Raw genomic sequence first — 20766 nt, 5'->3', positions numbered from 1 at the left:
CGGTTCAGGCATCGCGTTTATTGCGACGACGTCGCTGCCACGTGTCTCCAGTAAAGATCAGCAATGCCAGCCAGATAAAGCCGAACGTGGTTAAGGTCGCCGCGTCCATGGTCTCACCGTATACCGTGATCGCCAGAATCAGCATCAGACTTGGGCCGATGTACTGAATCAGCCCTAGCAGATAGTAAGGAATACGCACTGCGGCTGCGGCAAAGGAGAGCAGGGGCAGGGTGGTGATCACCCCAGCACTGAACAGCAGTAGGTTAAGGTTGCCGCTGTTGTTGGCCAAGTTCGCCGTAGGCGTATCCAGTGACCACCAGTAGAGCAGAGCGATTGGGAGCATCAGCGCGGTTTCAACAAACAATCCGGTCACTGCCTGTAAGCCGACCTTCTTTCTCATTAGGCCATACAGACCAAAGCTGCCTGCCAGCGCCAGAGAAATCCAGGGGATCGAGCCGAACTGAATCAGCTCCACTAAAACCCCCAAGGCGGCGATGCCAACGGCGGTTAATTGCAGCTTAGACAGGCGCTCTCCTAGAAACAGCATCCCTAACGCTACGTTAAGCAGTGGGTTAATAAAATAACCTAAGCTGGCGTCAACGAGGCGATCTGCACTGATGGCCCAGATGAAGAGTAACCAGTTGCAGCCGACTAAGGTGGCGGTGACGGTTAATATCAGCAGTTGTTTGGGCTGCCTAAATATCTGCTTTACTGACGCAATTTGGCCGCTAACCACCACTAGGATTGTTACCAGAATGAAAGACCAGATCACTCGGTGCATTAGGATTTCGGTGGGAGGAACCGAATCGAGGAATTTAAAATAAACAGGAGCCACGCCCCACATACAGTAGGCCGCAATGGCGTAAAGCACCCCTTGCCGAAAATCTTGGTTGGCCATAGTGTCAGTTTGGTGAGAAAAAAGGGTCGTTATTATGCCGCCATTGGCACGGTGACCCAACTCTTAATTTTGAGTTAGCCCACCATGTAGGTACCGGTGCCAAAGGCGATGTGGCTGCCTTTTTCGTTATGCAGCTCCATTCGACACACTGCCACCTTGTTTCCCGCACGGATCACTTTACTGGTGGCAATGAATTTTTCTCCGCGACCCGGACGAAGGTAGTCAACGCGCATGTCGATGGTTCCGAGGGTTTTAATGCGTCGAATCAGTACCTCTTGCGGCCACTTTTCTCGGGTAGCGATAACGCCGGCGAATGCGGTTAGCCCTCCAACCATATCTAAGATGGTGGCGGTTACCCCACCGTGAAGGATCTGTTGAGCCGGGTTGCCAACCAGATCCGGGCGCATGGGAAGGTGGACCTCGGTGTGCTCCAGATTGTATTGGTGAACCTCAATCCCGACGGTTTGGTGGAAAGGGATTCGATCAACGAACAGCTCGTTGATGAAATCTAGCGCTTGCGTCTGGCTCAGTTCCATCTAGGCCACTCCTTGCATAGTGTTTAATTATCGATAGATCAAAGCACAAGGGTCTGTTGACCTTTCGTGATCCTTTTTGCGCCACATGCTGGTATTTTTGGTTTGAATCTTACCGCTTGTGACAGGTTAGATGGCAAACAATGGGTTTCATGGCGCCCTACGAGGTCTGACTAACGGTTTATACCAAATGCAGTAATGCTCTGTGCAGTTCAGAGCTTCCTGGAGGCCTGATTTAATCGGCCCTCATGCTGCGTTAGAAAACCTCTCTTTAGGCCCACTAAAACTTCGCTTTACTGCCTTGCCTGAGAACCGATTAATTTCAGCTGAACCATCAGACCATTAGTGTAATTGGTATTTCTCTGCGTCAAACGATTTCAACGTAGAACCACCATGCTATCAATCGTTTTCCTTAATTAAAAGCCGTTATCCTAGGTCAAAATTTCATCACCACAGAGAAATAGACCCTCGTGGACACAGGTGACAACCGTTTTGCTTGCTATGCCAGTTGAATTACAATGGCCAGCCTTTTTGATTTGGTTTTAGCCTTTCCATGGAATTGACGTCCCTAGCGCCGCAGTCACAAGTTGAAGATCAAGCCCAGTTGTTACTGCAACAGGTGTTTGGTTATCGACAGTTTCGTGAAGGCCAGCGCCGCGTCGTCGATGCCGCCATTGAGGGCCAAGACGCGCTGGTTATCATGCCTACCGGCGGCGGAAAAAGTCTCTGTTACCAACTGCCCGCTTTGCTGCTTCCCGGCGTAACCGTGGTGGTGTCACCGCTGCTGTCCTTGATGAAAGATCAGGTGGATGCGCTGAACCAGCTTGGTGTCGGGGCGGTGGCGCTCAACTCCAATCTGAGCCGAGAGCAATGGTTGTCAAACTTGGCTGCCATTCGAGATGGCAAGATAAAGCTCATCTATATTTCGCCAGAGCGCTTGTTGGCGCCAGACATGATTGAGCGGTTAAATCATTGGCCGTTGTCGATGTTTGCCATCGATGAAGCCCATTGCATCAGCCAATGGGGCCATGATTTTCGCCCCCATTATGCGCGCTTAGGCCAGCTCAAGCAGGCGTTTCCTCAGGTGCCGATGATGGCATTGACGGCCACGGCAGACCAAGCTACCCGAAAAGACATCATGCAGCGCTTGGGGTTGAACCAGCCCTTGGAACATCTATCCAGCTTTGACCGGCCCAATATCCGTTACAGTGTGATGGATAAACTCAGCCCATACTCTCAGTTGAAAACTTTCCTGCTGCAGCAACAGGGCAATGCGGGAATCATCTACTGTGGGAGTCGCCGCCGGGTGGAAGAGGTGGCGGAAAAACTGCGTAAAGATCGCGTTGCGGCGGAGGCCTACCACGCCGGGCTGGAGCCGGAGATTCGCAATCAGGTTCAGGAAGCTTTCCTTCGAGAGCAGATCGATATCGTGGTGGCGACCGTGGCCTTTGGCATGGGGATCAACAAATCCAATGTGCGTTTTGTGGTGCATTGGGATCTGCCGAAATCCATTGAAAGTTACTATCAGGAAACCGGGCGTGCCGGGCGAGATGGCTTGGAGGCGGAAGCCTTGATGTTGTTTGATCCCGGCGACATCGCTAGGGTGCGGCAACTGTTAGAGAGCGGAGAGAAGGCGCCAAACCCTGTGGATATTCACAAGCTGAATGCCATGGCGGCGTTTGCGGAAGCACAAACCTGTCGGCGACAGGTGCTGCTGAACTACTTCGATGAGCCGGCCCATGAGTCGTGTGGCAACTGTGATATCTGTCTTGACCCTCCCAAACGTTACGACGCCACCGACGAAGCGCGTAAGGCTCTCAGTTGCATCTATCGAGTCAATCAGCGATTCGGTATGGGGCATGTGATTGAAGTGCTTAGAGGCAGCAAGAACCACGCTGTGGTAGAGCGGGGGCACGATAAGCTGTCGACGTGGGGCATAGGTACCGATCGCTCCAGTGATCACTGGTTGTCGGTACTGCGACAGTTGGTTCATCATGGATTCGCCAACCAAGACATTACCCGCTCCATGGCATTAACCTTAAACGACGCCGCACGAGCGGTGTTAAAGGGGGAAAAGCAGCTGGAATTGGCGGAGCCTCGCATCGTATTAGCCAAGCCAACTCGAGGACGTTCTCGACTGCTTCCGCAGAACTACGATCGGAAATTGTTCGCTAACCTTAAGCAGCTTAGAAGGCAACTTGCTGATGAATCAGGGATTCCACCATATCAGGTGTTCTCTGATGCCAGCCTTGCTGAAATGGCCTCTGAGTTGCCAACCACAGAGTGGGCGTTGCTGAGAATTAATGGCGTGGGAGCCAAAAAGCTGGAGCGATACGGACCGCAGTTCATCGAAGCCATCTCAGATTACTTGGCGAGCTAACGCGCCACCAACTACTTCATCACCTGTTGATTGCGTTCGGCGATGGGGGTCACTGAATGCATCAAGCTGTGCTGAATTTGATTGCACTCCAGCCGCGCCAGTAGGGAGTCGGCCCGATCCAAGGGGTGAGACCTCGCCACTCCGGAACTGATTTGCCGATACCCTTGGTTGGCCAGATGGCGACTGATTCGATAACGTAGGCGTTCCCCTTCCGCTTCACTGGCATCGGGCAACAGCAATAACAAACGGTTGCTTTCCGGCTGCATCAAAATGTCTTTTGCCCGCAGATCTCGATGTAATATTCGCTTCTTATCGCTCTCTGAGAGCTCCCCAGAATCCCACTGTATCTGTACGACCGGCAGGCTTCGGTCGGTGGCAGCCAACACCTGCTCAAGGCGATCTTTCCAATGAATCCGAGTGACTTTATGGCTGTCAGCGTTGTTATTGGTTTGATTACTTAAACGAAACAGAACCAAAAAGACCCAGAGTAATGCACTGAGGCCCGCTGCTAGTTGCCAGAACAGCAGCTGACTGTGAATCTCAAAGTACTGAGCAGACTGCTCAGAAAATGCTTGGCGGCTCTGCTCTAGTTTTTGATTAAGCTGAGTTTGCTGCTGCAGTAATGCATCCTCTCTCATTCGGTTTTGCTGTTTGGCAAACTCTTGTTGGTAGGCCAGTTGTACGGCAAAGGCTTGTTGATATCGGCCTTGATTGGCTAAGCCTACGGCTTCGATTCGCAGCAGATCCGTCAGGATATTTTGGTCGCCCACTTTTTGATAGTAGGCTCGGGAACGCCCTAAATTTAGAGTGCCTTGTTCAAATTGTTTCTGTTCAAAAGCGGCTTCAGCCATCAAGCTCCAGGCTCGGGCTTGGCGCTCATGCATGCCAAAGTCAGCAAATCCTTCTGCAGCGAACGATGCTTCATTGAAGGCTTTACTGAAATCTTGCACTTTCAGGCTGAGGTGAGCATACAACAGGTGGAACTGGGCTTGGTCGTCGCCATCAATTTGAGGAAGCTGTCCCTGCAGGGCTTCCATCATCTGACGACCTTGTTGGAAGCGCTGCTGCTGCATCAGGGTGTAGATTCGGTTGACGCGGATGATCCAGCCTAAGGTGGTGCTGGCAGGGATCTGCTGGGTGGCTTCCGTGAATAGGGTGTCACTGCGTAGGTAATCTCCTAAATAAAAATAGATTCGTGCTAATGCGTAGGAGATGCTGGCGGGATGCGGTCGATAAAGTGGCTGGGTAGTATCGCTTTCCAACCAGGTGATCGCTTGATAAATGTTGTCTAGGGCCGCTTGAAGTTCGCCGGTATCGGCGAGAATCTCTGCTTTTTTTAATAGGTTGACTGACAATGCGCTTGCAGATTGGTACTTCTGCAAAGATTCATCCACCAGAGTCAGCGCTTCATCATAACGGCCCAATAGGCGCAGTTTGTCTGCCTCGCAGGCATCCAGGTAGGGAGGAAGCTGTCCTCCTTTTACTCTCGAGGCGAGCGATAGCCCCTTTTGGCGGATCTGCTGAACGGTCTCGAGAGACTCAGAGCTCAGCGCGGCATTGCAGTAGAGCGCATACCAGCGTATTTGCAGGCCAGGGCTGGCTTGGCTGATGGCGGGGGTTAACTTAACCAACTCAGAATAGGCGTTGGGATCCGACACCTGAACCATGGGGGTCAGCCGATCTAATTTGTTGGAGAGCTCAGACGCAAGCGCACTCCAAATAGGCAACAGCAGAAAGACCAATAACAATCGGCGCATAGATATAATTCCCTTTAATCTACACTCAGGATACCGAGTCTGTTAACGCTTGGTAAAGCGCTTGAGCGATCTTTGACGAGCAAGATCGCAAAATTGGTGGTTGACAGCATGGCTAGAATACCGCCATATTAAGTTCACTTCGTAACCGCGAACACAGAATTGGAATAATGAACAAAAACGTAATCCTAAACCTACTACTAAGCCTAACCCTAGCAGGACGCTGCGCGGGCGGGCCGGTCGTGGATTAACGTTAAACGACTCGAGCACAAACAACCCGCGCTAACAGCGCGGGTTTTTTTATGCTCGCGCTGCAGCCAGGGCTAATGGATATGAATCTGGGAGACAGAGATGAGCGATAGGGTAATTTTGTTTGATACTACGCTGCGAGATGGTGAGCAGGCGTTGGCAGCCAGCCTGTCAGTGACAGAGAAGCTGCAGATTGCCCGAGCGCTGGAGCGAATGGGAATTGACATCATTGAGGCGGGGTTCCCTGTGTCATCACCGGGGGATTTTGATTCCGTACGGCAGATCGCATCGCAAATCAAAGACAGTCGGGTCTGTGCGTTGTCGCGGGCGGTGAAGGGGGATATTGATGCGGCAGCGGAGTCTTTGAAGGTCGCGGACCAGTTTCGTATCCATACCTTTATCTCCACATCAGACATTCATGTTGAGAGTAAGCTGAAGCGTAATTTTGAGCAGGTGCAGGAGATGGCTACCGACGCCATTAAATATGCACGACGCTTCACCGATGACGTGGAGTTCTCCTGTGAAGATGCCGGTCGTACGCCGATTGATAACCTGTGTCGCATGGTGGAGTCAGCCATCAACGCTGGCGCATCTACGGTGAACATTCCCGATACCGTTGGCTACACCACCCCAACTGAATTTGGCGGCATCATCAGAAACCTGTATGAGCGGGTGCCGAATATCCACAACGCGATTATCTCTGTTCACTGTCACGACGACTTAGGTCTGTCGGTGGCCAATTCCATTGCGGCCATTGAGGCTGGAGCTCGTCAGGTTGAGGGCACCATCAACGGCATCGGTGAGCGAGCGGGCAACGCGGCGCTGGAAGAGATCATCATGATCTTAAAGACCCGAATGGCCCGTTTTGGTTTGGAGGTGGGTGCCAACCCTCAGGAGATCCACCGTGTCAGCCAGACCATCAGTCGTTTGTGCAACATGCCAATTCAGCCCAATAAAGCCATCGTTGGTGGCAATGCCTTTAGCCACAGTTCTGGCATTCACCAAGACGGCATGCTTAAAGCGCAAAACACCTACGAAATCATGACGCCAGAGTCCATCGGCTTGGGGCGCAATCACTTGAATTTGACCTCACGCTCAGGCCGCCACGTGATCAAACATCGCATGGCTGAGATGGGTTACACCGACGCTGAATACGATCTGGATACCCTCTATGACCGCTTCTTGAAGCTGGCGGACAAGAAGGGGCAGGTATTTGATTACGACTTGGAAGCTCTGCTGTTCTTCGAAAACCAGCAGGATGACGACGATCACTACCGCATCAATCAGTTGAATGTGCAGGCAGGCAGCAGCCATTTCGCCACCGCCTCCATTGAGATGCAGATTGGGGATACCACTGTTACCGAAGCGGCGACCGGGAATGGACCGGTGGACTCCGCTTATCAGGCCATTGCTCGAGCTACCGGAAAGGCGTTGGCAATCAAGAGCTACCACATTGGTGCCGAAGGTGGCGGCCATGACGCTCTAGGCCGAGTGGACATCACCGCCGAATATGACGGCCGCACATTCCACGCCATGGGGCTGTCCACCGACATCATTGAATCATCGGCCATCGCATTGGTACGCGTTTATAACCTTATCCACCGCCAACAGCGAATCGAACAACACAAACAGCGGGCGTTGGAGGAAGCATGAAAGGAGAGAGCATGAGCAGTCATCGCATTGCAGTATTGGCCGGTGACGGCATTGGTCCAGAGGTGATGGCTGAAGCCAATAAGGTGCTGGACGCCGTATCTGCCCGTTTTGGTTTTGATATTGAGCGAACCGCTCACGACATTGGCGGTATCGCCATCGACAATCACGGCACCGCTTTCCCGGAGTCCACCAAGCGGGGCTGTGAGCAAGCCGATGCCATCTTGTTTGGTTCGGTAGGTGGCCCCAAATGGGAGCATTTGCCAGGTCATGAGCAGCCAGAGCGCGGGTCATTGCTGCCCCTTCGTGGTCACTTTGGGCTGTTTTGCAACCTGCGTCCTGCCCAAATTCATCCCGGCTTGGAGGCGTTATCTCCTCTGCGTAGTGATATCAGCGAACAGGGTATGGATCTGCTTGTGGTGCGCGAGCTCACCGGTGGCATCTATTTCGGTGAACCAAAAGGCCGCCGAGGTGAAGGCGAACAGGAAACCGCGTTCGATACCATGGTGTACAGCCGTCATGAGATCCGCCGCATTACCCGTTTAGCCTTTGAGGCGGCGCGTAAGCGCCGAGGTAAGGTGGCGTCAGTAGACAAAGCCAATGTATTGGCTTGCTCCGTGATGTGGCGAGAGGAGGTCAACGCCATCGCCGCTGACTACCCGGATGTTGAACTGGAGCACATCTACGTGGATAACGCTGCCATGCAGTTGTTGCGCCGCCCCTATGATTTCGACGTGATGCTGTGTTCGAACCTGTTTGGCGACATCATCTCAGACGAAGCGGCGATGATTACCGGCTCCATGGGGCTGTTGCCTTCTGCCAGCTTGAATGAAACCGGCTTTGGGCTGTATGAGCCTGCTGGCGGCAGCGCCCCAGACATTGCGGGTAAAGGTATTGCGAACCCAGTGGCCCAAATTTTATCGGCCAGTTTGATGCTAAGACACAGTTTGGGCGAACAGGAAGCCGCCGATGCTATCGATGCTGCGGTGGCACAAACTCTGGCGGCGGGGCAGCTTACTGGAGAGTTGTTGCCAGAATCTCGGCGACATCAAGCGCTGACGACTTCGCAGATGGGCGACGCCATTGTGGCTCGTATTATCGCGGCCACAGAGCAGGGAGCGTAACCATGGCACAGACTCTTTTTGACAAAATTTGGCAGGCTCACCAAGTTCAGGTGCCGGAGCAAGAGACACCACTTATCTACATCGATCGCCATTTGGTGCATGAGGTCACGTCGCCTCAAGCCTTCGATGGTTTACGCCAGGCTGGTCGTCAAGTGCGTTGCCCTGAGCGTACCTTGGCGACCATGGATCACAACACCTCGACCAAGACCGCCAGTATTTCTGCGCTGCCTATGTTGGCTCGGACTCAGGTTGAAACCCTGCAGCGTAATTGTGAGGAGTTTGGCATCACTCTGTACGACATCCATCACCAGAACCAAGGCATTGTGCATGTAATGGGGCCTGAGCAGGGCTTTACCCTTCCTGGCACCACCATTGTGTGTGGCGATTCTCATACGGCCACCCACGGCGCCTTTGGTGCATTGGCATTTGGCATTGGTACCTCGGAAGTGGAGCATGTCTTAGCCACTCAGACTTTGCGACAGCGCCGCGCCAAAACCATGAAGATCGAAGTCACCGGTCAGGTGGCTACCGGCATCACCGCCAAAGACATTGTGCTGGCGATCATCGGTAAAGTGGGCCACGGCGGTGGCACTGGCTACGTGGTGGAGTTTTGCGGTTCAGCCATCGAAGCGCTGTCGATGGAGGGGCGGATGACCGTGTGCAACATGGCCATTGAACTGGGCGCCAAAGCTGGCCTTATTGCACCGGATCAAACCACCTTTGACTACCTCAAGGACCGGCCTCGCGCACCTCAAGGGGAGGCTTGGCAGGCTGCCGTTACCGATTGGCGTCAGTTATACAGCGACCCGGGCGCCGAGTTTGACGCCAAGGTGGTATTGAAGGGCGAACAGATTGCGCCGCAGGTGACCTGGGGTACGAATCCGGGCCAGGTGATCGCCATCGACCAACCGGTGCCAGAGGCGTCCCAGTTCAGCGAGCTGGTGGCCCAGTCGGCTGCAGAGAAAGCCTTGAACTACATGGCGTTAAAACCGGGAACCCCATTAACCGACGTCAGCATTAATAAGGTGTTCATCGGCTCTTGCACCAACTCTCGTATTGAAGATTTAAGGGCGGCGGCGGCGGTTATCCGAGGGGGCAAAGTGGCTAGCAGCGTGGATGCCATTGTGGTGCCTGGCTCGGGTCTTGTGAAGCTGCAGGCGGAAGCCGAAGGGCTGGATAAGGTGTTTATCGAGGCGGGCTTTGAGTGGCGCTTGCCCGGGTGCTCCATGTGTTTGGGAATGAATGATGATCGTTTGCAGGAGGGGGATCGCTGCGCGTCCACCTCAAATCGTAACTTTGAAGGGCGTCAAGGCCGTGGCAGTCGCACTCATCTTGTCAGCCCAGCAATGGCGGCGGCGGCGGCGGTTGCCGGGCGCTTCGTGGACATTCGTACATTAGAAATACAGTCAGGGGGTCGAAAATGAAAGCCTTTACCCAGCATCAAGGGACTGCGGCGGTGTTAGATAGAGCCAATATTGATACCGACCAGTTGATCCCTAAGCAGTTTCTGGCCAAGGTCACTCGTCAAGGGTTTGGGGTGCATCTGTTTCATGATTGGCGCTATTTAGATCACGATGGAGCCGAGCCGAATCCTGAATTTATTTTGAATCAACCTCCTTATGATACGGCGACGATCTTAATTGCCGGAGAAAATTTTGGCTGTGGATCTAGCCGAGAGCACGCTCCCTGGGCGCTGGCGGATTTTGGGTTTCGGGCCATTATTGCTCCTAGCTTTGCAGATATCTTCTATCAGAATGCCATCAACAATGGTTTGCTGCCGGTGACCTTAGATGAGGTAGAGGTGAGCGCCCTAATGATTGCTGCTAAGGAGAAGCCGGTGACCATCGATCTGGCTGCTAACGTGGTGCGTTGTGGCGACTTCGAGATGGAGTTCGAACTGGATGCGGATGCGCGTCATAACTTGCTCAATGGCTTGGATGCCATCGGCCTCACTTTAGCGCATCAAGCTGCTATAGGGGAGCATGAAGCGCAGCTTCCTTGCTGGCGCTAGTGTTCTAATTAATCGCTATTGGGGGTGTTGGTTTGAGGTTGATTCAGCTAACACCCTGTCGACTTTAATATGATAAAAATCTGGTGCAGCTGTACGCTAGATTTTTCATCTCAAACTGGCCAAACCAGTAAAAAACTTATTTTATTCAAAGGTTTATTTTAATCGCTTTGGTGGCGCCAACTAGGCTAGAGTTTTGTGCGTTTTTACTTGGCGTATTTGAGGGTTGTTTGTACGCTGAAAATTATCATGTAAACAATTGATTTTAATCTATATTTGCTAATTGTTTAGTTCTATTAATAGAAAAAACCGGAATCCCTGTTCCAGCATTGTTCGCCGAATTTGATTTCTTGTGAATATCGTCCGGTATCTTTGTCTGTATTTGTGCTTTTTTGTGGAATATAACCCTGTTTATGAGGCGGGTAATTGCACTAAGTTTTACAACCCCTAAGATGCGCCTGTTTAAAGTATTTACTCAGGGGAGTTGTATGAAGATTCGTGCGGTCGCAGCGGTTGTGGCAAGTGTGTTGGTAGGCCAGGCTCACGGTGCTGGTTTTCAGTTGGCGGAATACTCTGCTACTGGCTTAGGACGAGCGTTTGCCGGTGAAGCAGCCATTGCTGATAACGCCTCTTCTCAGGGCCGAAATCCAGCCTTGATGACCCAACTTAAGGGTCAGCAGCTCTCTCTTGGTGTTATCTACATCGATCCAAACATCGATGCCGAAGGCACCACCAGTGCGAGCCTAGCTGGCAACCCAGTTTATTCATCTAAAAGCAGCAACAATGAGATTGCGCCAGATGCTTGGGTTCCTAACTTCTACTATAGCCATCAGTTGAATGATGCTTGGTATCTGGGTGTGGCAGTGAACTCTGCTCACGGTCTGTCGACTGAGTTGGGTGAAGCCTCCGACGTGTCGATCTTCGGTTCCAATGCCGAGATCACCACCATTGAGTTGGCACCAAGCGTTGCTTACAAGTTCAATGATCAGTGGAGCCTAGGTGCAGCGCTGCGATTTGTGCACGCCGATGGCAAAGTGGTTGCCAACATTCCGGGTTGGGTTGCAAGTCTGCCTCTCGATGGCATTCCACCTGCCGGTACTCAAGTGAAATCTGTGGATGGCGATGGCTTTGACTACGGTTTCCGCGTGGGTGCTACGTGGGAGCCAGCCAAGGGTCATCGAATCGGTTTGAGCTACCACTCTGAAGTGGAAGTGAAGCTGGAAGGTACCGCCAGTGGCCTTATGTATGGCAACCAAGGAGGCAGCCTAAAACTGCCGCTGCCTGCAACCGCAGAGCTGGCCAGCTTCCATCAGCTGACTGAGCGTTTGTCAGTACACGCTTCGGTAAACTGGACCGATTGGAGCGCATTTGAAGCTCTGGTGGTTGATTTTGATTCTGGCGCTCCTTCTGATGTGATGAAGGAAGAGAACTTTAAAGACAACTGGCGTTTCGCGGTTGGTACCACTTATCAGTTGAACAACCGCTGGGTCGTTCGTGGCGGTTTGGCCTTTGATCAAACGGCAGTTGATGATGAGCATCGTACTACCACAATCCCAGATTCCGATCGTCTGTGGATCTCCTTTGGTGCCGGTTACCAGTGGACCGATGACCTGACTTTGGACTTCGCCATTACCCACATCACCATGCCAAGTGATGCGCCGATCAATGAGACCATGGAGCTGCACCTGCCAGCTGGCGGTACCGTTGTACCTGCGACCATTAACTACAATGGCGAGATCGATGGCGATGTGTGGCTGGCTGGAGCTCAGCTGAGCTACCGTTTCTAAGTTCGCTTATTCGAAAACAGAGCCGAACCCCTAGGGTTCGGCTTTTTTGATCTTACCTGCCGGAGGCATTGTATTTGATGTGCTCATTTACAATGCAAACTTCTCTTATGCTGGGGTCAGCGACTTAAGCTGATCCGGCTTTGTGCCAGTAAGGATTTGCCCACCAGCTCCATCACCGGGCTTTGTAAACGCCAGCTGTGCCAATACAAAGGCACGGCTAAAGAGTGCGTCCCCAACTGCTGAAGCTCACCATTATTCAACGCAAACTGGATCTGCAGCCTTGGCAGTGCGGCGTAGCCCATGTGATTAAGCACCGCGTCCACAAACCCCTGAGCTGAGGGAATCAGATGATGTGGCGGCAAGCTGTTGTCTGTGGGGTAAAAGGTTTGCAGAAATTGCGCCAGAAGATCATCGTTGCTGCTGTATTTTAGCGTGGGTGCTAGGCGCAGGCTCTGAGCATCCACACCCTCATTGAAGTGAGTACTTGCAAACTCTGGGCTGCACACCAGAATGTAGTCTAAGTTACCAAGCAAGGTCGAGCGGCATCCCTGAACCGCTTGAGCGTGAGCCGAGATGCAACCAGCCACCTCTCCACGCCGCAACCGCTCTAAGGTGACCACTTCATCTTCTACGGTTAGCTCACTCAGAACCCGATGTTTACGATGCAATCCGGCCAGCACTGAGGGCAACCAGGTGGCCAAACTGTCTGCGTTGACCGCCAAGCGAATTCGCTGATAGTGGCTGTCTTCATCTTGGCTGAGGCTGGATGCCAGTGCCGACTCCATCATCTCCACCTGCTGTTGATGACGCATCAGAGCTAGCCCGGCTTGGGTTGGGCGAATGGGGTGAGCCCTGACTAACAAGGGTTGGCCTAGCCGCTGTTCAAGCAGTTTGACCCGCTGGGAAACTGCCGATTGCGTCAGTCCTAGCTCGCTGGCGGCCTGATCAAAACTGCCTTGGCGAGCTACCGCAGACAGGGCCTGAAGTAACTTATAATCAAACATTTTGTTAATTAATAAAATTAATATTTGATTAGCACTATTAATTATTTTTTATGAAAAAGCCAGCCTACAATGACCGCCAATCTCCCAGCTAACTTGATTTAGGACGCGGCAACATGGTTTCAGCATACGTAAATGGTCTCGGTGTCGGCGCCGGCTTGATTATGGCCATCGGCGCGCAAGGTGCCTTCGTGTTGAGTCAGGCATTGAAGCGTCAATACCACGTGATGGTTGCGCTGGTGTGCACCTTATTGGACGTGATTTTGATTGGCGTGGGTGTGGCCGGTTTAGGAGCGCTGATCACCGAATCGCCCGCACTGATGCAGATGGCGCAATATGGCGGTGCGGCGTTCCTGTTGTGGTTTGGATTCACCTCGTTAAAGCGTGCGATTCAAGGGCAAGAGGGGATGCAAGCCGGTGAGGCTCTGGCCAGCCGCCGTAAGGTACTGTTGACTACGTTGGCGGTGACTCTGCTAAACCCCCATGTGTATCTGGATGCCGTGGTACTGCTGGGCTCCATTGGCGCTCAGTTTGGTGACGGTAAGTGGTCGTTCTATGCTGGCACGGTAACGGCGTCTTTCCTGTGGTTTATGGGGCTCACCTTTGCGGCAGTGAAACTGTCTCCTTGGTTGTCTAACCCCAAGGTGTGGCGTGCCATTGATGCCTTGGTGTGGGTCATGATGTGGACCATCGCCGCGCGCTTACTGCTCTCCTAACTCTCTGGTTGTGGCCCATCTCGTTTGGACTCAGGTAGGGTAAGGGCAATCACCTCCCAGCCCGGTTTGGGCTCAAAAGGCGCATCGGCAGTAAACACCCTGAGCTTGTGTTTGTCGGTCATTGCGAATAGAGGCAGCGCTATGGGGTGGCGCTGCTGATAATCTTCCCAGGTAAAGGTTTCCGATAGGCCAGTGGCTTTTAGCTGCTGGCCTTGCTGTATGCGTTGATTCAGTTGGCGGTAGTGGGCGTCGTCAGCGAAGAGACGTTGATGGCGCTCTAGGGGCTTTTTCCTTGGGGCGTCCTGATGATTTTCAGGCAGGCGATACACCTTATCGACGCCGAATCGGTCCTGAAAGTGGTAGGCCACCTCCAGATTGTATTGTCGATAAGGTGAGAGGATCAGCAGTCGCCGAATCAGAGACAGATCCAATTGGTTATCGGCGTGTTCCGACGTTGGGTGACCGTAATAGACCGACAACCCCTTCATTCTTGCCTGACTTAGGTTATCCCAGTTGGTGTCACTGAGTAGTACTGGAATGTCGTATTGTTTTAAGCAAAGACCAACTTCGATGGCAAAGGGGTTGGCGCCAAAGATCATAAAGCCATTGCGGTCCGGCGCTTCTAAACCTAGGAGTCGAGTGATGGGCTTTGTGAGGGTGCTCTGCAGTATTACTGTGGCCAGAATCACCATAAACACAAGGGGAGCCAAGCGATCGCCGCCGGCAAAACCTTGGGTTTCCAGTTTCAGTGCAAACAGGCTAGCGATGGCGGCAGCCACAATGCCTCTTGGGGCTATCCAACCAATCAACAGTCGCTCTTTTGATTTGAGGTCACTGCCAATACTGGCACACCAGACGCCAATAGGGCGAGCAATCAGCAACAAGCTCGCCAACCACAGCCAGGCGGAGCCATCCAGTGACAACAGATCCTGACGACTGAGTCTGGCCGCCAATAGGATAAACAGGCCGGAGATCAGCAGTACCGTTAAGGTCTCTTTGAACTCAATGATGGCGCTGAGATCCAGACGTTCGTCATTGGCCAGCCAGATCCCCATGATGGTTACGGTCAACAGACCAGACTCGTGCATCAGTTCATTGCTAATCGCAAAAGCGGTTAGCATCAGGGTGAGTACGGCGACGTTCTCTAGATAGCGGGGAAATAGCCGTTTTCGAAGCGCCACTGCCAGTAGCCAGCCTCCAGCGACGCCGCTAATAATTCCAGCTAGCAGCGTTAAGCCAAAGGTCGATAGGGCATGGCTTAGGGCCGCACCTTGACTGGCGCTAACAAACTCAAACACCAGTACCGCCAACAGAGCACCAATGGGATCGATGATGATCCCTTCCCAGTGCAGCAAGGTGGCCAGTTTTGGTTGGATGCGAACACTGCGAAGCAGTGGCGCTATCACCGTCGGGCCTGTGACCACCACTAGCGCCCCCAGCAGTGCGGCCGCTTGCCAAGAGAGGGGCAGCAGCCAGTAGGCAAACAGAGCGGCCACCATAAAGGTGATAACCATGGCGATACTGACCAGCCTCAGCACCATCTGGTTTTGTCCCTGCAGCTCGGAGAACTTGAGCGTCAGTGCGCCCTCAAACAGGATGATGGCCACGGCCAATGAGATAAAGGGAAACAGCAGCTCCGCCATCAGTCGGTCGGGGGAGAGCAGTTCGACTCCGGGGCCTAGCAGCAGGCCAACGAGCAATAGGGGCAGGATCGCAGGCAGTTTGGCTTTAAACGCCAGCCACTGGCAGCCAATGGAAAGCATGCCGATCATCGCCAGTGCCAACAGGGGAGAGTCCAAAAGCCGTTTCCTTATCAGTCTCTATCGGGCAGAAACGAGATTGCCAGAGAGTAGGTAAAGTGGTGTTAGTAAGGGTAGTGGCTGTTGGATGGCTTAGCTTGGTTTGGTGTGTAGGTTAGCGCTTTGATTCCTTTCGAAGCGCTTTGAGCTGATTAGCTGTTGTTGGCGAGGGCGTAGACATAGGCTTGGGTGGTGTCACCATTGTCTAGGTGTACCTGAACTTCGGTGCGTTGGTAGCCTTCACCTTCAAATTCGTCTAACTCGGCTATGTGCTGATCTAAGGTGTCACAGACGAACACAAAACCCTGAACCTTATCGGCGTTGGCATCCAATACGATGCCTGGGTAACCCATTTCTGCTCCCCAGCCCTGTTGCTGAAGGCGCCCAAAAATGTGGCCTTCTAGCCAACGGCCACCGAATTTTGCCAGTACATGTTCATTGGGACGCCCTGGTCCCAGGGTGCCATAGACAAAGAGTTTATTGATCATGAGCGACTACCTCTTGATGCATGATGATCGTCAAATAGGCTGAAAGAGTAACGGATGTGAGTGGATATTGCAGCAGAGATAGCGCCGCCAGCGGGCGAGGGGGCCCAAGAGTATGGAAGCAAACTAAAAAAAGCGCCCCGAAGGGCGCAATGTCAGGAGTCACTGCCTTTCTGTGAAGGCTTAATCAGTGGTTTTCCTTCTTTGACTGTGCCACCAGTTGCTGCGGCGGTTGCGTTGGCTTTGGCCTTTGGTCATGCGATTGCCATTTGTCTCCATTACATCACCTGCACTTGGAAGATGTTCTGCACAAAATAGAGGCACAACAGACAGCCAAGGGCCGACAGAATCGGGGTGCAGCACCATCCAAACACCACTCGACCTAGTACTTTCCATTGAATTGGCAGCTTTTTGAGGATGCCGATGCCGACCACGGCACCGATCACCGCCTGAGAGCTGGAGACTGGCACCAATGGAATGGCTGGTAGGCCAACGCTGGTCAGCAAGTTGGACAGCTCTTGGGAGGAGAACAGAAATAGGGTAATGGAGTGCGCCATTACCACCACCCAAGCGGTTACTGGTGTCATGGGAATCAAGCTGTCGCCAACGGTCATCATCACTTTTTTGGAGTAGGTGTATACCCCAACGGCAATGGCGATGCCGCCCAGAAGGAACAGCTGCATGGCGGGAGTAAAGTGAAAGCCGAACAGCTCGGTTGCTGGGAAGGGCGCACTGGGAACGAACACGCCCATCACGTTGGCGATGTTGTTGGCCCCAAGGCTGTATGAACCAAAGGCACCGGCGAGGATGAGGCCAATCCGGGTCCAGTTATCCAGTGCAAACAGCCCAGGGCGCATGCGGTTAATGCCTGCGGCAACCATTTTGTAGAGCGCGATGGCGATAAAGAACGACAGTACTGGGCACACCACCCAGGTGGTGAGGATCTTAGTGAGTACGGCGGGGTCGGTCTTTGTCTGGCTAAAGATATTCCAGCCGATGATGGCACCGACAATGGATTGACCGGTAGAGACCGGCAGGCCCCATTTGGTCATGACGTAAACCGTCAGAGCCGCGGTGAGTGCCACCGTAAAGGCGCCGCCCATGGCGGAGATGGCACCCAGTTTTCCCAGTGTGTGGGATGCGCCTGCGCCACTGATGACGGCACCTAAAATCACCATGACCGAACAGATCAGTGCCGCAGTACTGAACTTGATCATGCGAGAGCCGACGGCGGTGCCAAACACATTGGCGGCGTCGTTGGCCCCAAGGGACCAGCCTAGAAACAGGCCGCTAGAGAGGAAGATGAGTGTTGCGATTTCCAGTTCCATGGTGGTTGCACTCCCTCCTTATTGCATGCGCTTCAGGGTAAAGACAGAGACGCGGTCACTGATGTCTTCGGCGATGTTGGCCACCTGATCGATGCGATCGAAGAAGTAGCGTAACTGCACCTTGTTGGTGAGCGGCAGGTCGGTTTCAAATAGGGCGGTTTTGGCGCGGTTACATACCTTGTTGGCGTCACTTTCAAACAGGATCACCTTCTGGTGGTATTCCTGAACGCGTTGTAGATCTGACAAGAAACTCTTGGCACACAAAATGGTGTGGTCGATGGCTTCACCCACCAAAATCAGCAGATCTTTGAGTTCGTCATGAATCTCCGCTGGGATCACCGGCTGCTCGATTCGCAGATGAACGCCAATGGTTTCTTGTTGATTCATCAGCTTGTCAACGAGCTCAATGAGCAACGCCACATCGGAGCGCAGATCGGGAATTAAGGTGCGGGCGTAGAGACGGGTGTCGATATCGCGGCGCAGTTTGTCGGCAGAGCTTTCGATCTGCTGCAGTTCCTTCAAGGTGTCATCGAACTCTATGCCGTTGGCACCGCTCTTTAGGTATATCTGCCACAGGCGAACGAATTTATGGTGGGCGAGCGTGGCGTGGTCTAGGAACTGATACACTTGTGTTTCAGTACTTTGGCTTTGATTGAGTAAAGACGAGACCTTGGAAAACCAAAGCATGGAGCCTCCTTGTGTCGGGAAAGAGTATTGGGGTGGTGCGTGTAGGGTGACTGTGGAGCCCATTGCGGGCTCCACGGTGCTTTCAATTAATGAAAGCCTTTTGACATCTTGAAGGTGGCGCCGGTCTTAGAGCCGGTGTGCATGCCTTCCGTCAGTCCAGTTGCTTGTACTTGGTCGTACAGGTGTTGGAATGCTTTGGTTAAGTCTTCGCGGTCTTTGGTTAGCCCCTTAAAGGAGAAGTCGGCAAAGTAGATGCGAGGCTTGCGGTAATAAGGTGTCCAAACTTGGAAGTCCACTTCGATGTTGTCGTAACGACTGTCGGTCATAAACCCTTCCCAGCCATAGGAGCGCATCACGATGGTTTGCTTCAGGTCACTTCCACGTTGGTTTAGGGTGGTTTTTACTACATCCCAAGCGTCTTGATTCTGCTTGATGGTGTCGATTACCTTGCCAAAATCCACCGATTTCACGTTGATCTCATCCGGCGAGTAGGGGATGTCGTAGCTGACGCTGTACTTATCCTGCTTACCGTCGTAATCGATCTCCGCTTTCTTATAGTTTGACAGTTCACCGAAGCCAACAGGCTCTGGAGAGCGCAACTTAACGGTGATTTTGCTCTTACCGGGCTTAGTTACGTGCTCACGAACGCGGATAGAGATGGACTGAGCCTTTAGGGCGCGGTCTGGAGTGTCCAGGTAGGTCACCAACTTTTCCGCGGGGTCCTCTTCAAAATTGATGAAACCAAAGGCTTTGTTGAACTCTTCTGTCAGTGAGTCGGTGGCGTAAGGCAAGGTGGTGCCCGTGCCGGTGTTCACCGCAAACTCAATTTTGTCAAAGTGGTCCTTGGTCAGGGCCTGAGCGTTGGCGCTCAGGCATAGACTGGCAAGGCTCCACAAAAACGTATTCATACGCATTGTGTTGGCTCCTTAGAATGCAAACTGCAGGCGAGCTTGCAAGATGTTGGTGTCTTGAGTGCTGTACTCATCCTTGACCTTGTTGTCGGCTTCGGCGTCGATGTAGTTCAGCTGCATCTTCAAGTTGTTTTCCATGTACCAGTTCACACCGAATACCAATGTGGTCAGGTCACCGCCGTACTTCATGTGATCTTCTAGGAAGTTCGCTTGTTCGTAGCGAACGGCCACTTCCCACGCTCCCCAGCCACCTTCGGAGATCGCTTGGCCTGGACGAGGTGACTTCATTACCCCTTTCTTACCGCTGTAGCGCCATTGCTCTCCGGTCAGTACGTAGGAGGCGGTGGCGTAATAGGCGTCCACTTCAACGTCTTCATCGTCAATTTGATCCGCGGTGGAGTTCATGTATTCACCCAGCAGCATGAAGTTACGATGCTGGTAGATGGCTTCAATGCCATAGGTATCGCTGCCGGTGGAATCGAAGTTGCCGGTATCCACCATGCGACCGGTGTATTTGGCTGCAGGGCGAGCTCGGAAACGCATCTCCTGGGTGTCGCGATCCAGGTCCATCATCATGTAGCTAGCACCCAGATGCAGCAGGTTGTTGTTGCTGTTGATCGGGGTATAGGTGAAGCGGGTGGTGTAGAACATGGATTCGCCGTAGATGGACTCATCTTCCAGACCAATCTCTTCGATCTCACCGTCTTTCTCTTCAAACTCGATGATGGTCTCTTCGGTTTCGCTGTAATCCATACCCAGGCCTAGGCTGAATACCCAGTTGTTACCCCGGTAGCGCCACTGGGCGCCCATGGCGCGGTCAGCGGAGAAGGTGTCTACCGATGGGCGCTCCATCATCACTTGATGGGCAGAGCTCTGAGTGTTGGTCAGACCGAAAGCGTACTTCTGGAAACCTAGGGTTAGTTTTTGATTTTCCCAACCTTCCCAGGTGACGTTCGCGTCTTTTACGTCCACTTCGTTTTCAGCGAAATCAAGCTCCAGCTCATATTCCCAATCGCGGGAGAATTGGCCTTCAAGACCAAAGCGAAGACGACGGATTTCAGTGGCTTTTTCTGCATCATCCATACTGGCTTTCTTGCCAGTACCGATTTCATCGGCATCCATGTAATCCGCTTGGATACGGGCCTTGAACTCCATGGTGCTGCGACCATCTTTAGAGACAAATTTAGGTGTCGGTGACGATTTACTGAATTTCACTCGGTCCTGTTTCTTGGCGGCATCTCGAGCTTCGATCAGTTCGATCTCAAGGGCTTCTAGGCGTTGTTCCAGTTCGGTAATTTTCTGGGAATCTGTAGCCATAGCCTGAGAGGCGAAACCGCCTAAAGCCAAAGAAACGGCAAGTGCGACAGATGTAACGTTAGTACGAGCCATAATGTGTCTCCTCCGATGGAGTTCATCCTTATTTAATTATTGAAGTTTGTGCTTCATTGTCCGGAGT

At 52.8% G+C, this 20766-nt stretch carries 17 protein-coding genes; 7 read left to right on the top strand and 10 right to left on the bottom strand.

All coding sequences use genetic code 11. The annotated features are described in order from the left end of the window. Window positions 1-4: 4 nt before the first annotated feature. A complete protein-coding gene (gene rarD, locus FCL42_RS08040; RefSeq protein ID WP_136862884.1) occupies window positions 5-898 on the bottom strand; it encodes an EamA family transporter RarD in 894 nt (297 codons plus the stop codon). 74 nt (window positions 899-972) lie between these two features. Continuing rightward, window positions 973-1434 (bottom strand): thioesterase family protein, encoded by a 462-nt coding sequence (locus FCL42_RS08035; RefSeq protein ID WP_136862883.1) that lies wholly within the window; start codon window positions 1432-1434, stop codon window positions 973-975. Window positions 1435-1984: 550 nt separating this feature from the next. Between FCL42_RS08035 and recQ the strand changes: the two genes are divergently transcribed. Further along, a complete protein-coding gene (recQ, locus tag FCL42_RS08030; protein WP_136862882.1) occupies window positions 1985-3811 on the top strand; it encodes a DNA helicase RecQ in 1827 nt (608 codons plus the stop codon). An 11-nt stretch (window positions 3812-3822) separates the two neighbouring features. Here recQ and FCL42_RS08025 read toward each other — a convergent pair whose 3' ends face one another. Further along, window positions 3823-5568, bottom strand: a complete 1746-nt coding sequence (locus tag FCL42_RS08025) for a tetratricopeptide repeat protein (protein WP_136862881.1) — start codon at window positions 5566-5568, stop codon at window positions 3823-3825. Window positions 5569-5916: 348 nt separating this feature from the next. Here FCL42_RS08025 and leuA point away from each other — a divergent pair, with 348 nt between their 5' ends. The 5 genes from leuA (at window position 5917) to FCL42_RS08000 (ending at window position 12383) form a co-directional block, all read left to right on the top strand. Then, window positions 5917-7467 (top strand): 2-isopropylmalate synthase, encoded by a 1551-nt coding sequence (gene leuA, locus FCL42_RS08020; protein ID WP_136862880.1) that lies wholly within the window; start codon window positions 5917-5919, stop codon window positions 7465-7467. An 11-nt stretch (window positions 7468-7478) separates the two neighbouring features. Further along, complete coding sequence (leuB, locus tag FCL42_RS08015) at window positions 7479-8588, top strand: 3-isopropylmalate dehydrogenase (RefSeq protein WP_136862879.1); 1110 nt, start codon at window positions 7479-7481, stop codon at window positions 8586-8588. A 2-nt stretch (window positions 8589-8590) separates the two neighbouring features. After that, entirely contained in the window at window positions 8591-10012 is a 1422-nt protein-coding gene (gene leuC / locus FCL42_RS08010; RefSeq protein ID WP_136862878.1) for a 3-isopropylmalate dehydratase large subunit, read from the top strand. Further along, window positions 10009-10599, top strand: coding sequence for a 3-isopropylmalate dehydratase small subunit (leuD, locus tag FCL42_RS08005; protein WP_136862877.1), 591 nt, complete (start codon window positions 10009-10011; stop codon window positions 10597-10599). Before leuC ends, leuD begins: the two co-directional genes overlap by 4 nt. Window positions 10600-11084: 485 nt before the next feature. Next, window positions 11085-12383: an outer membrane protein transport protein gene (locus tag FCL42_RS08000; protein WP_136862876.1), complete on the top strand. Its 1299-nt coding sequence runs from the start codon at window positions 11085-11087 to the stop codon at window positions 12381-12383. A gap of 116 nt (window positions 12384-12499) precedes the next feature. Here FCL42_RS08000 and FCL42_RS07995 read toward each other — a convergent pair whose 3' ends face one another. Continuing rightward, window positions 12500-13387, bottom strand: coding sequence for a LysR family transcriptional regulator ArgP (locus FCL42_RS07995; protein WP_136862875.1), 888 nt, complete (start codon window positions 13385-13387; stop codon window positions 12500-12502). A 113-nt stretch (window positions 13388-13500) separates the two neighbouring features. On the opposite strand from FCL42_RS07995, the gene FCL42_RS07990 reads away from it, so the two are divergent. After that, entirely contained in the window at window positions 13501-14100 is a 600-nt protein-coding gene (locus FCL42_RS07990; RefSeq protein ID WP_136862874.1) for a LysE/ArgO family amino acid transporter, read from the top strand. Here the strand turns inward: FCL42_RS07990 and FCL42_RS07985 are convergent. The 6 genes from FCL42_RS07985 to FCL42_RS07960 form a co-directional block, all read right to left on the bottom strand. Then, window positions 14097-15899 carry a cation:proton antiporter gene (locus FCL42_RS07985; RefSeq protein WP_229359810.1) on the bottom strand — a complete coding sequence of 601 codons (1803 nt, stop codon included), beginning with the start codon at window positions 15897-15899 and terminating at the stop codon, window positions 14097-14099. The two genes, FCL42_RS07990 and FCL42_RS07985, sit on opposite strands and share 4 nt — an antisense overlap. 152 nt (window positions 15900-16051) lie before the next feature. After that, entirely contained in the window at window positions 16052-16387 is a 336-nt protein-coding gene (locus FCL42_RS07980; protein WP_205729240.1) for a gamma-glutamylcyclotransferase family protein, read from the bottom strand. Between the two features lie 275 nt (window positions 16388-16662). Further along, a complete protein-coding gene (locus FCL42_RS07975; RefSeq protein WP_136862873.1) occupies window positions 16663-17712 on the bottom strand; it encodes an inorganic phosphate transporter in 1050 nt (349 codons plus the stop codon). A gap of 18 nt (window positions 17713-17730) precedes the next feature. Continuing rightward, window positions 17731-18399 (bottom strand): DUF47 domain-containing protein, encoded by a 669-nt coding sequence (locus tag FCL42_RS07970; protein WP_136862872.1) that lies wholly within the window; start codon window positions 18397-18399, stop codon window positions 17731-17733. Between the two features lie 86 nt (window positions 18400-18485). After that, a complete protein-coding gene (locus tag FCL42_RS07965; protein ID WP_136862871.1) occupies window positions 18486-19313 on the bottom strand; it encodes a CYTH domain-containing protein in 828 nt (275 codons plus the stop codon). A gap of 12 nt (window positions 19314-19325) precedes the next feature. Next, window positions 19326-20699 carry an OprO/OprP family phosphate-selective porin gene (locus FCL42_RS07960; protein ID WP_136862870.1) on the bottom strand — a complete coding sequence of 458 codons (1374 nt, stop codon included), beginning with the start codon at window positions 20697-20699 and terminating at the stop codon, window positions 19326-19328. Window positions 20700-20766: the final 67 nt, after the last annotated feature.

The sequence above is a fragment of the Ferrimonas aestuarii genome, from assembly GCF_005116665.1.
Classification (GTDB): Bacteria; Pseudomonadota; Gammaproteobacteria; order Enterobacterales; family Shewanellaceae; genus Ferrimonas; species Ferrimonas aestuarii.
Note: the sequence above shows the minus strand (reverse complement) of the source record. Positions and strands in the feature narration are given on the sequence as shown.

Bases quoted from the DNA above. Each gene is read 5' to 3' on its own strand.
- rarD (WP_136862884.1), bottom strand. From the start codon at position 898: ATGGCCAACCAAGATTTTCGGCAAGGGGTGCTTTACGCCATTGCGGCC.
- FCL42_RS08035 (WP_136862883.1), bottom strand. From the start codon at position 1,434: ATGGAACTGAGCCAGACGCAAGCGCTAGATTTCATCAACGAGCTGTTC.
- recQ (WP_136862882.1), top strand. From the start codon at position 1,985: ATGGAATTGACGTCCCTAGCGCCGCAGTCACAAGTTGAAGATCAAGCC.
- FCL42_RS08025 (WP_136862881.1), bottom strand. From the start codon at position 5,568: ATGCGCCGATTGTTATTGGTCTTTCTGCTGTTGCCTATTTGGAGTGCG.
- leuA (WP_136862880.1), top strand. From the start codon at position 5,917: ATGAGCGATAGGGTAATTTTGTTTGATACTACGCTGCGAGATGGTGAG.
- leuB (WP_136862879.1), top strand. From the start codon at position 7,479: ATGAGCAGTCATCGCATTGCAGTATTGGCCGGTGACGGCATTGGTCCA.
- leuC (WP_136862878.1), top strand. From the start codon at position 8,591: ATGGCACAGACTCTTTTTGACAAAATTTGGCAGGCTCACCAAGTTCAG.
- leuD (WP_136862877.1), top strand. From the start codon at position 10,009: ATGAAAGCCTTTACCCAGCATCAAGGGACTGCGGCGGTGTTAGATAGA.
- FCL42_RS08000 (WP_136862876.1), top strand. From the start codon at position 11,085: ATGAAGATTCGTGCGGTCGCAGCGGTTGTGGCAAGTGTGTTGGTAGGC.
- FCL42_RS07995 (WP_136862875.1), bottom strand. From the start codon at position 13,387: ATGTTTGATTATAAGTTACTTCAGGCCCTGTCTGCGGTAGCTCGCCAA.
- FCL42_RS07990 (WP_136862874.1), top strand. From the start codon at position 13,501: ATGGTTTCAGCATACGTAAATGGTCTCGGTGTCGGCGCCGGCTTGATT.
- FCL42_RS07980 (WP_205729240.1), bottom strand. From the start codon at position 16,387: ATGATCAATAAACTCTTTGTCTATGGCACCCTGGGACCAGGGCGTCCC.
- FCL42_RS07975 (WP_136862873.1), bottom strand. From the start codon at position 17,712: ATGGAACTGGAAATCGCAACACTCATCTTCCTCTCTAGCGGCCTGTTT.
- FCL42_RS07970 (WP_136862872.1), bottom strand. From the start codon at position 18,399: ATGCTTTGGTTTTCCAAGGTCTCGTCTTTACTCAATCAAAGCCAAAGT.
- FCL42_RS07965 (WP_136862871.1), bottom strand. From the start codon at position 19,313: ATGCGTATGAATACGTTTTTGTGGAGCCTTGCCAGTCTATGCCTGAGC.
- FCL42_RS07960 (WP_136862870.1), bottom strand. From the start codon at position 20,699: ATGGCTCGTACTAACGTTACATCTGTCGCACTTGCCGTTTCTTTGGCT.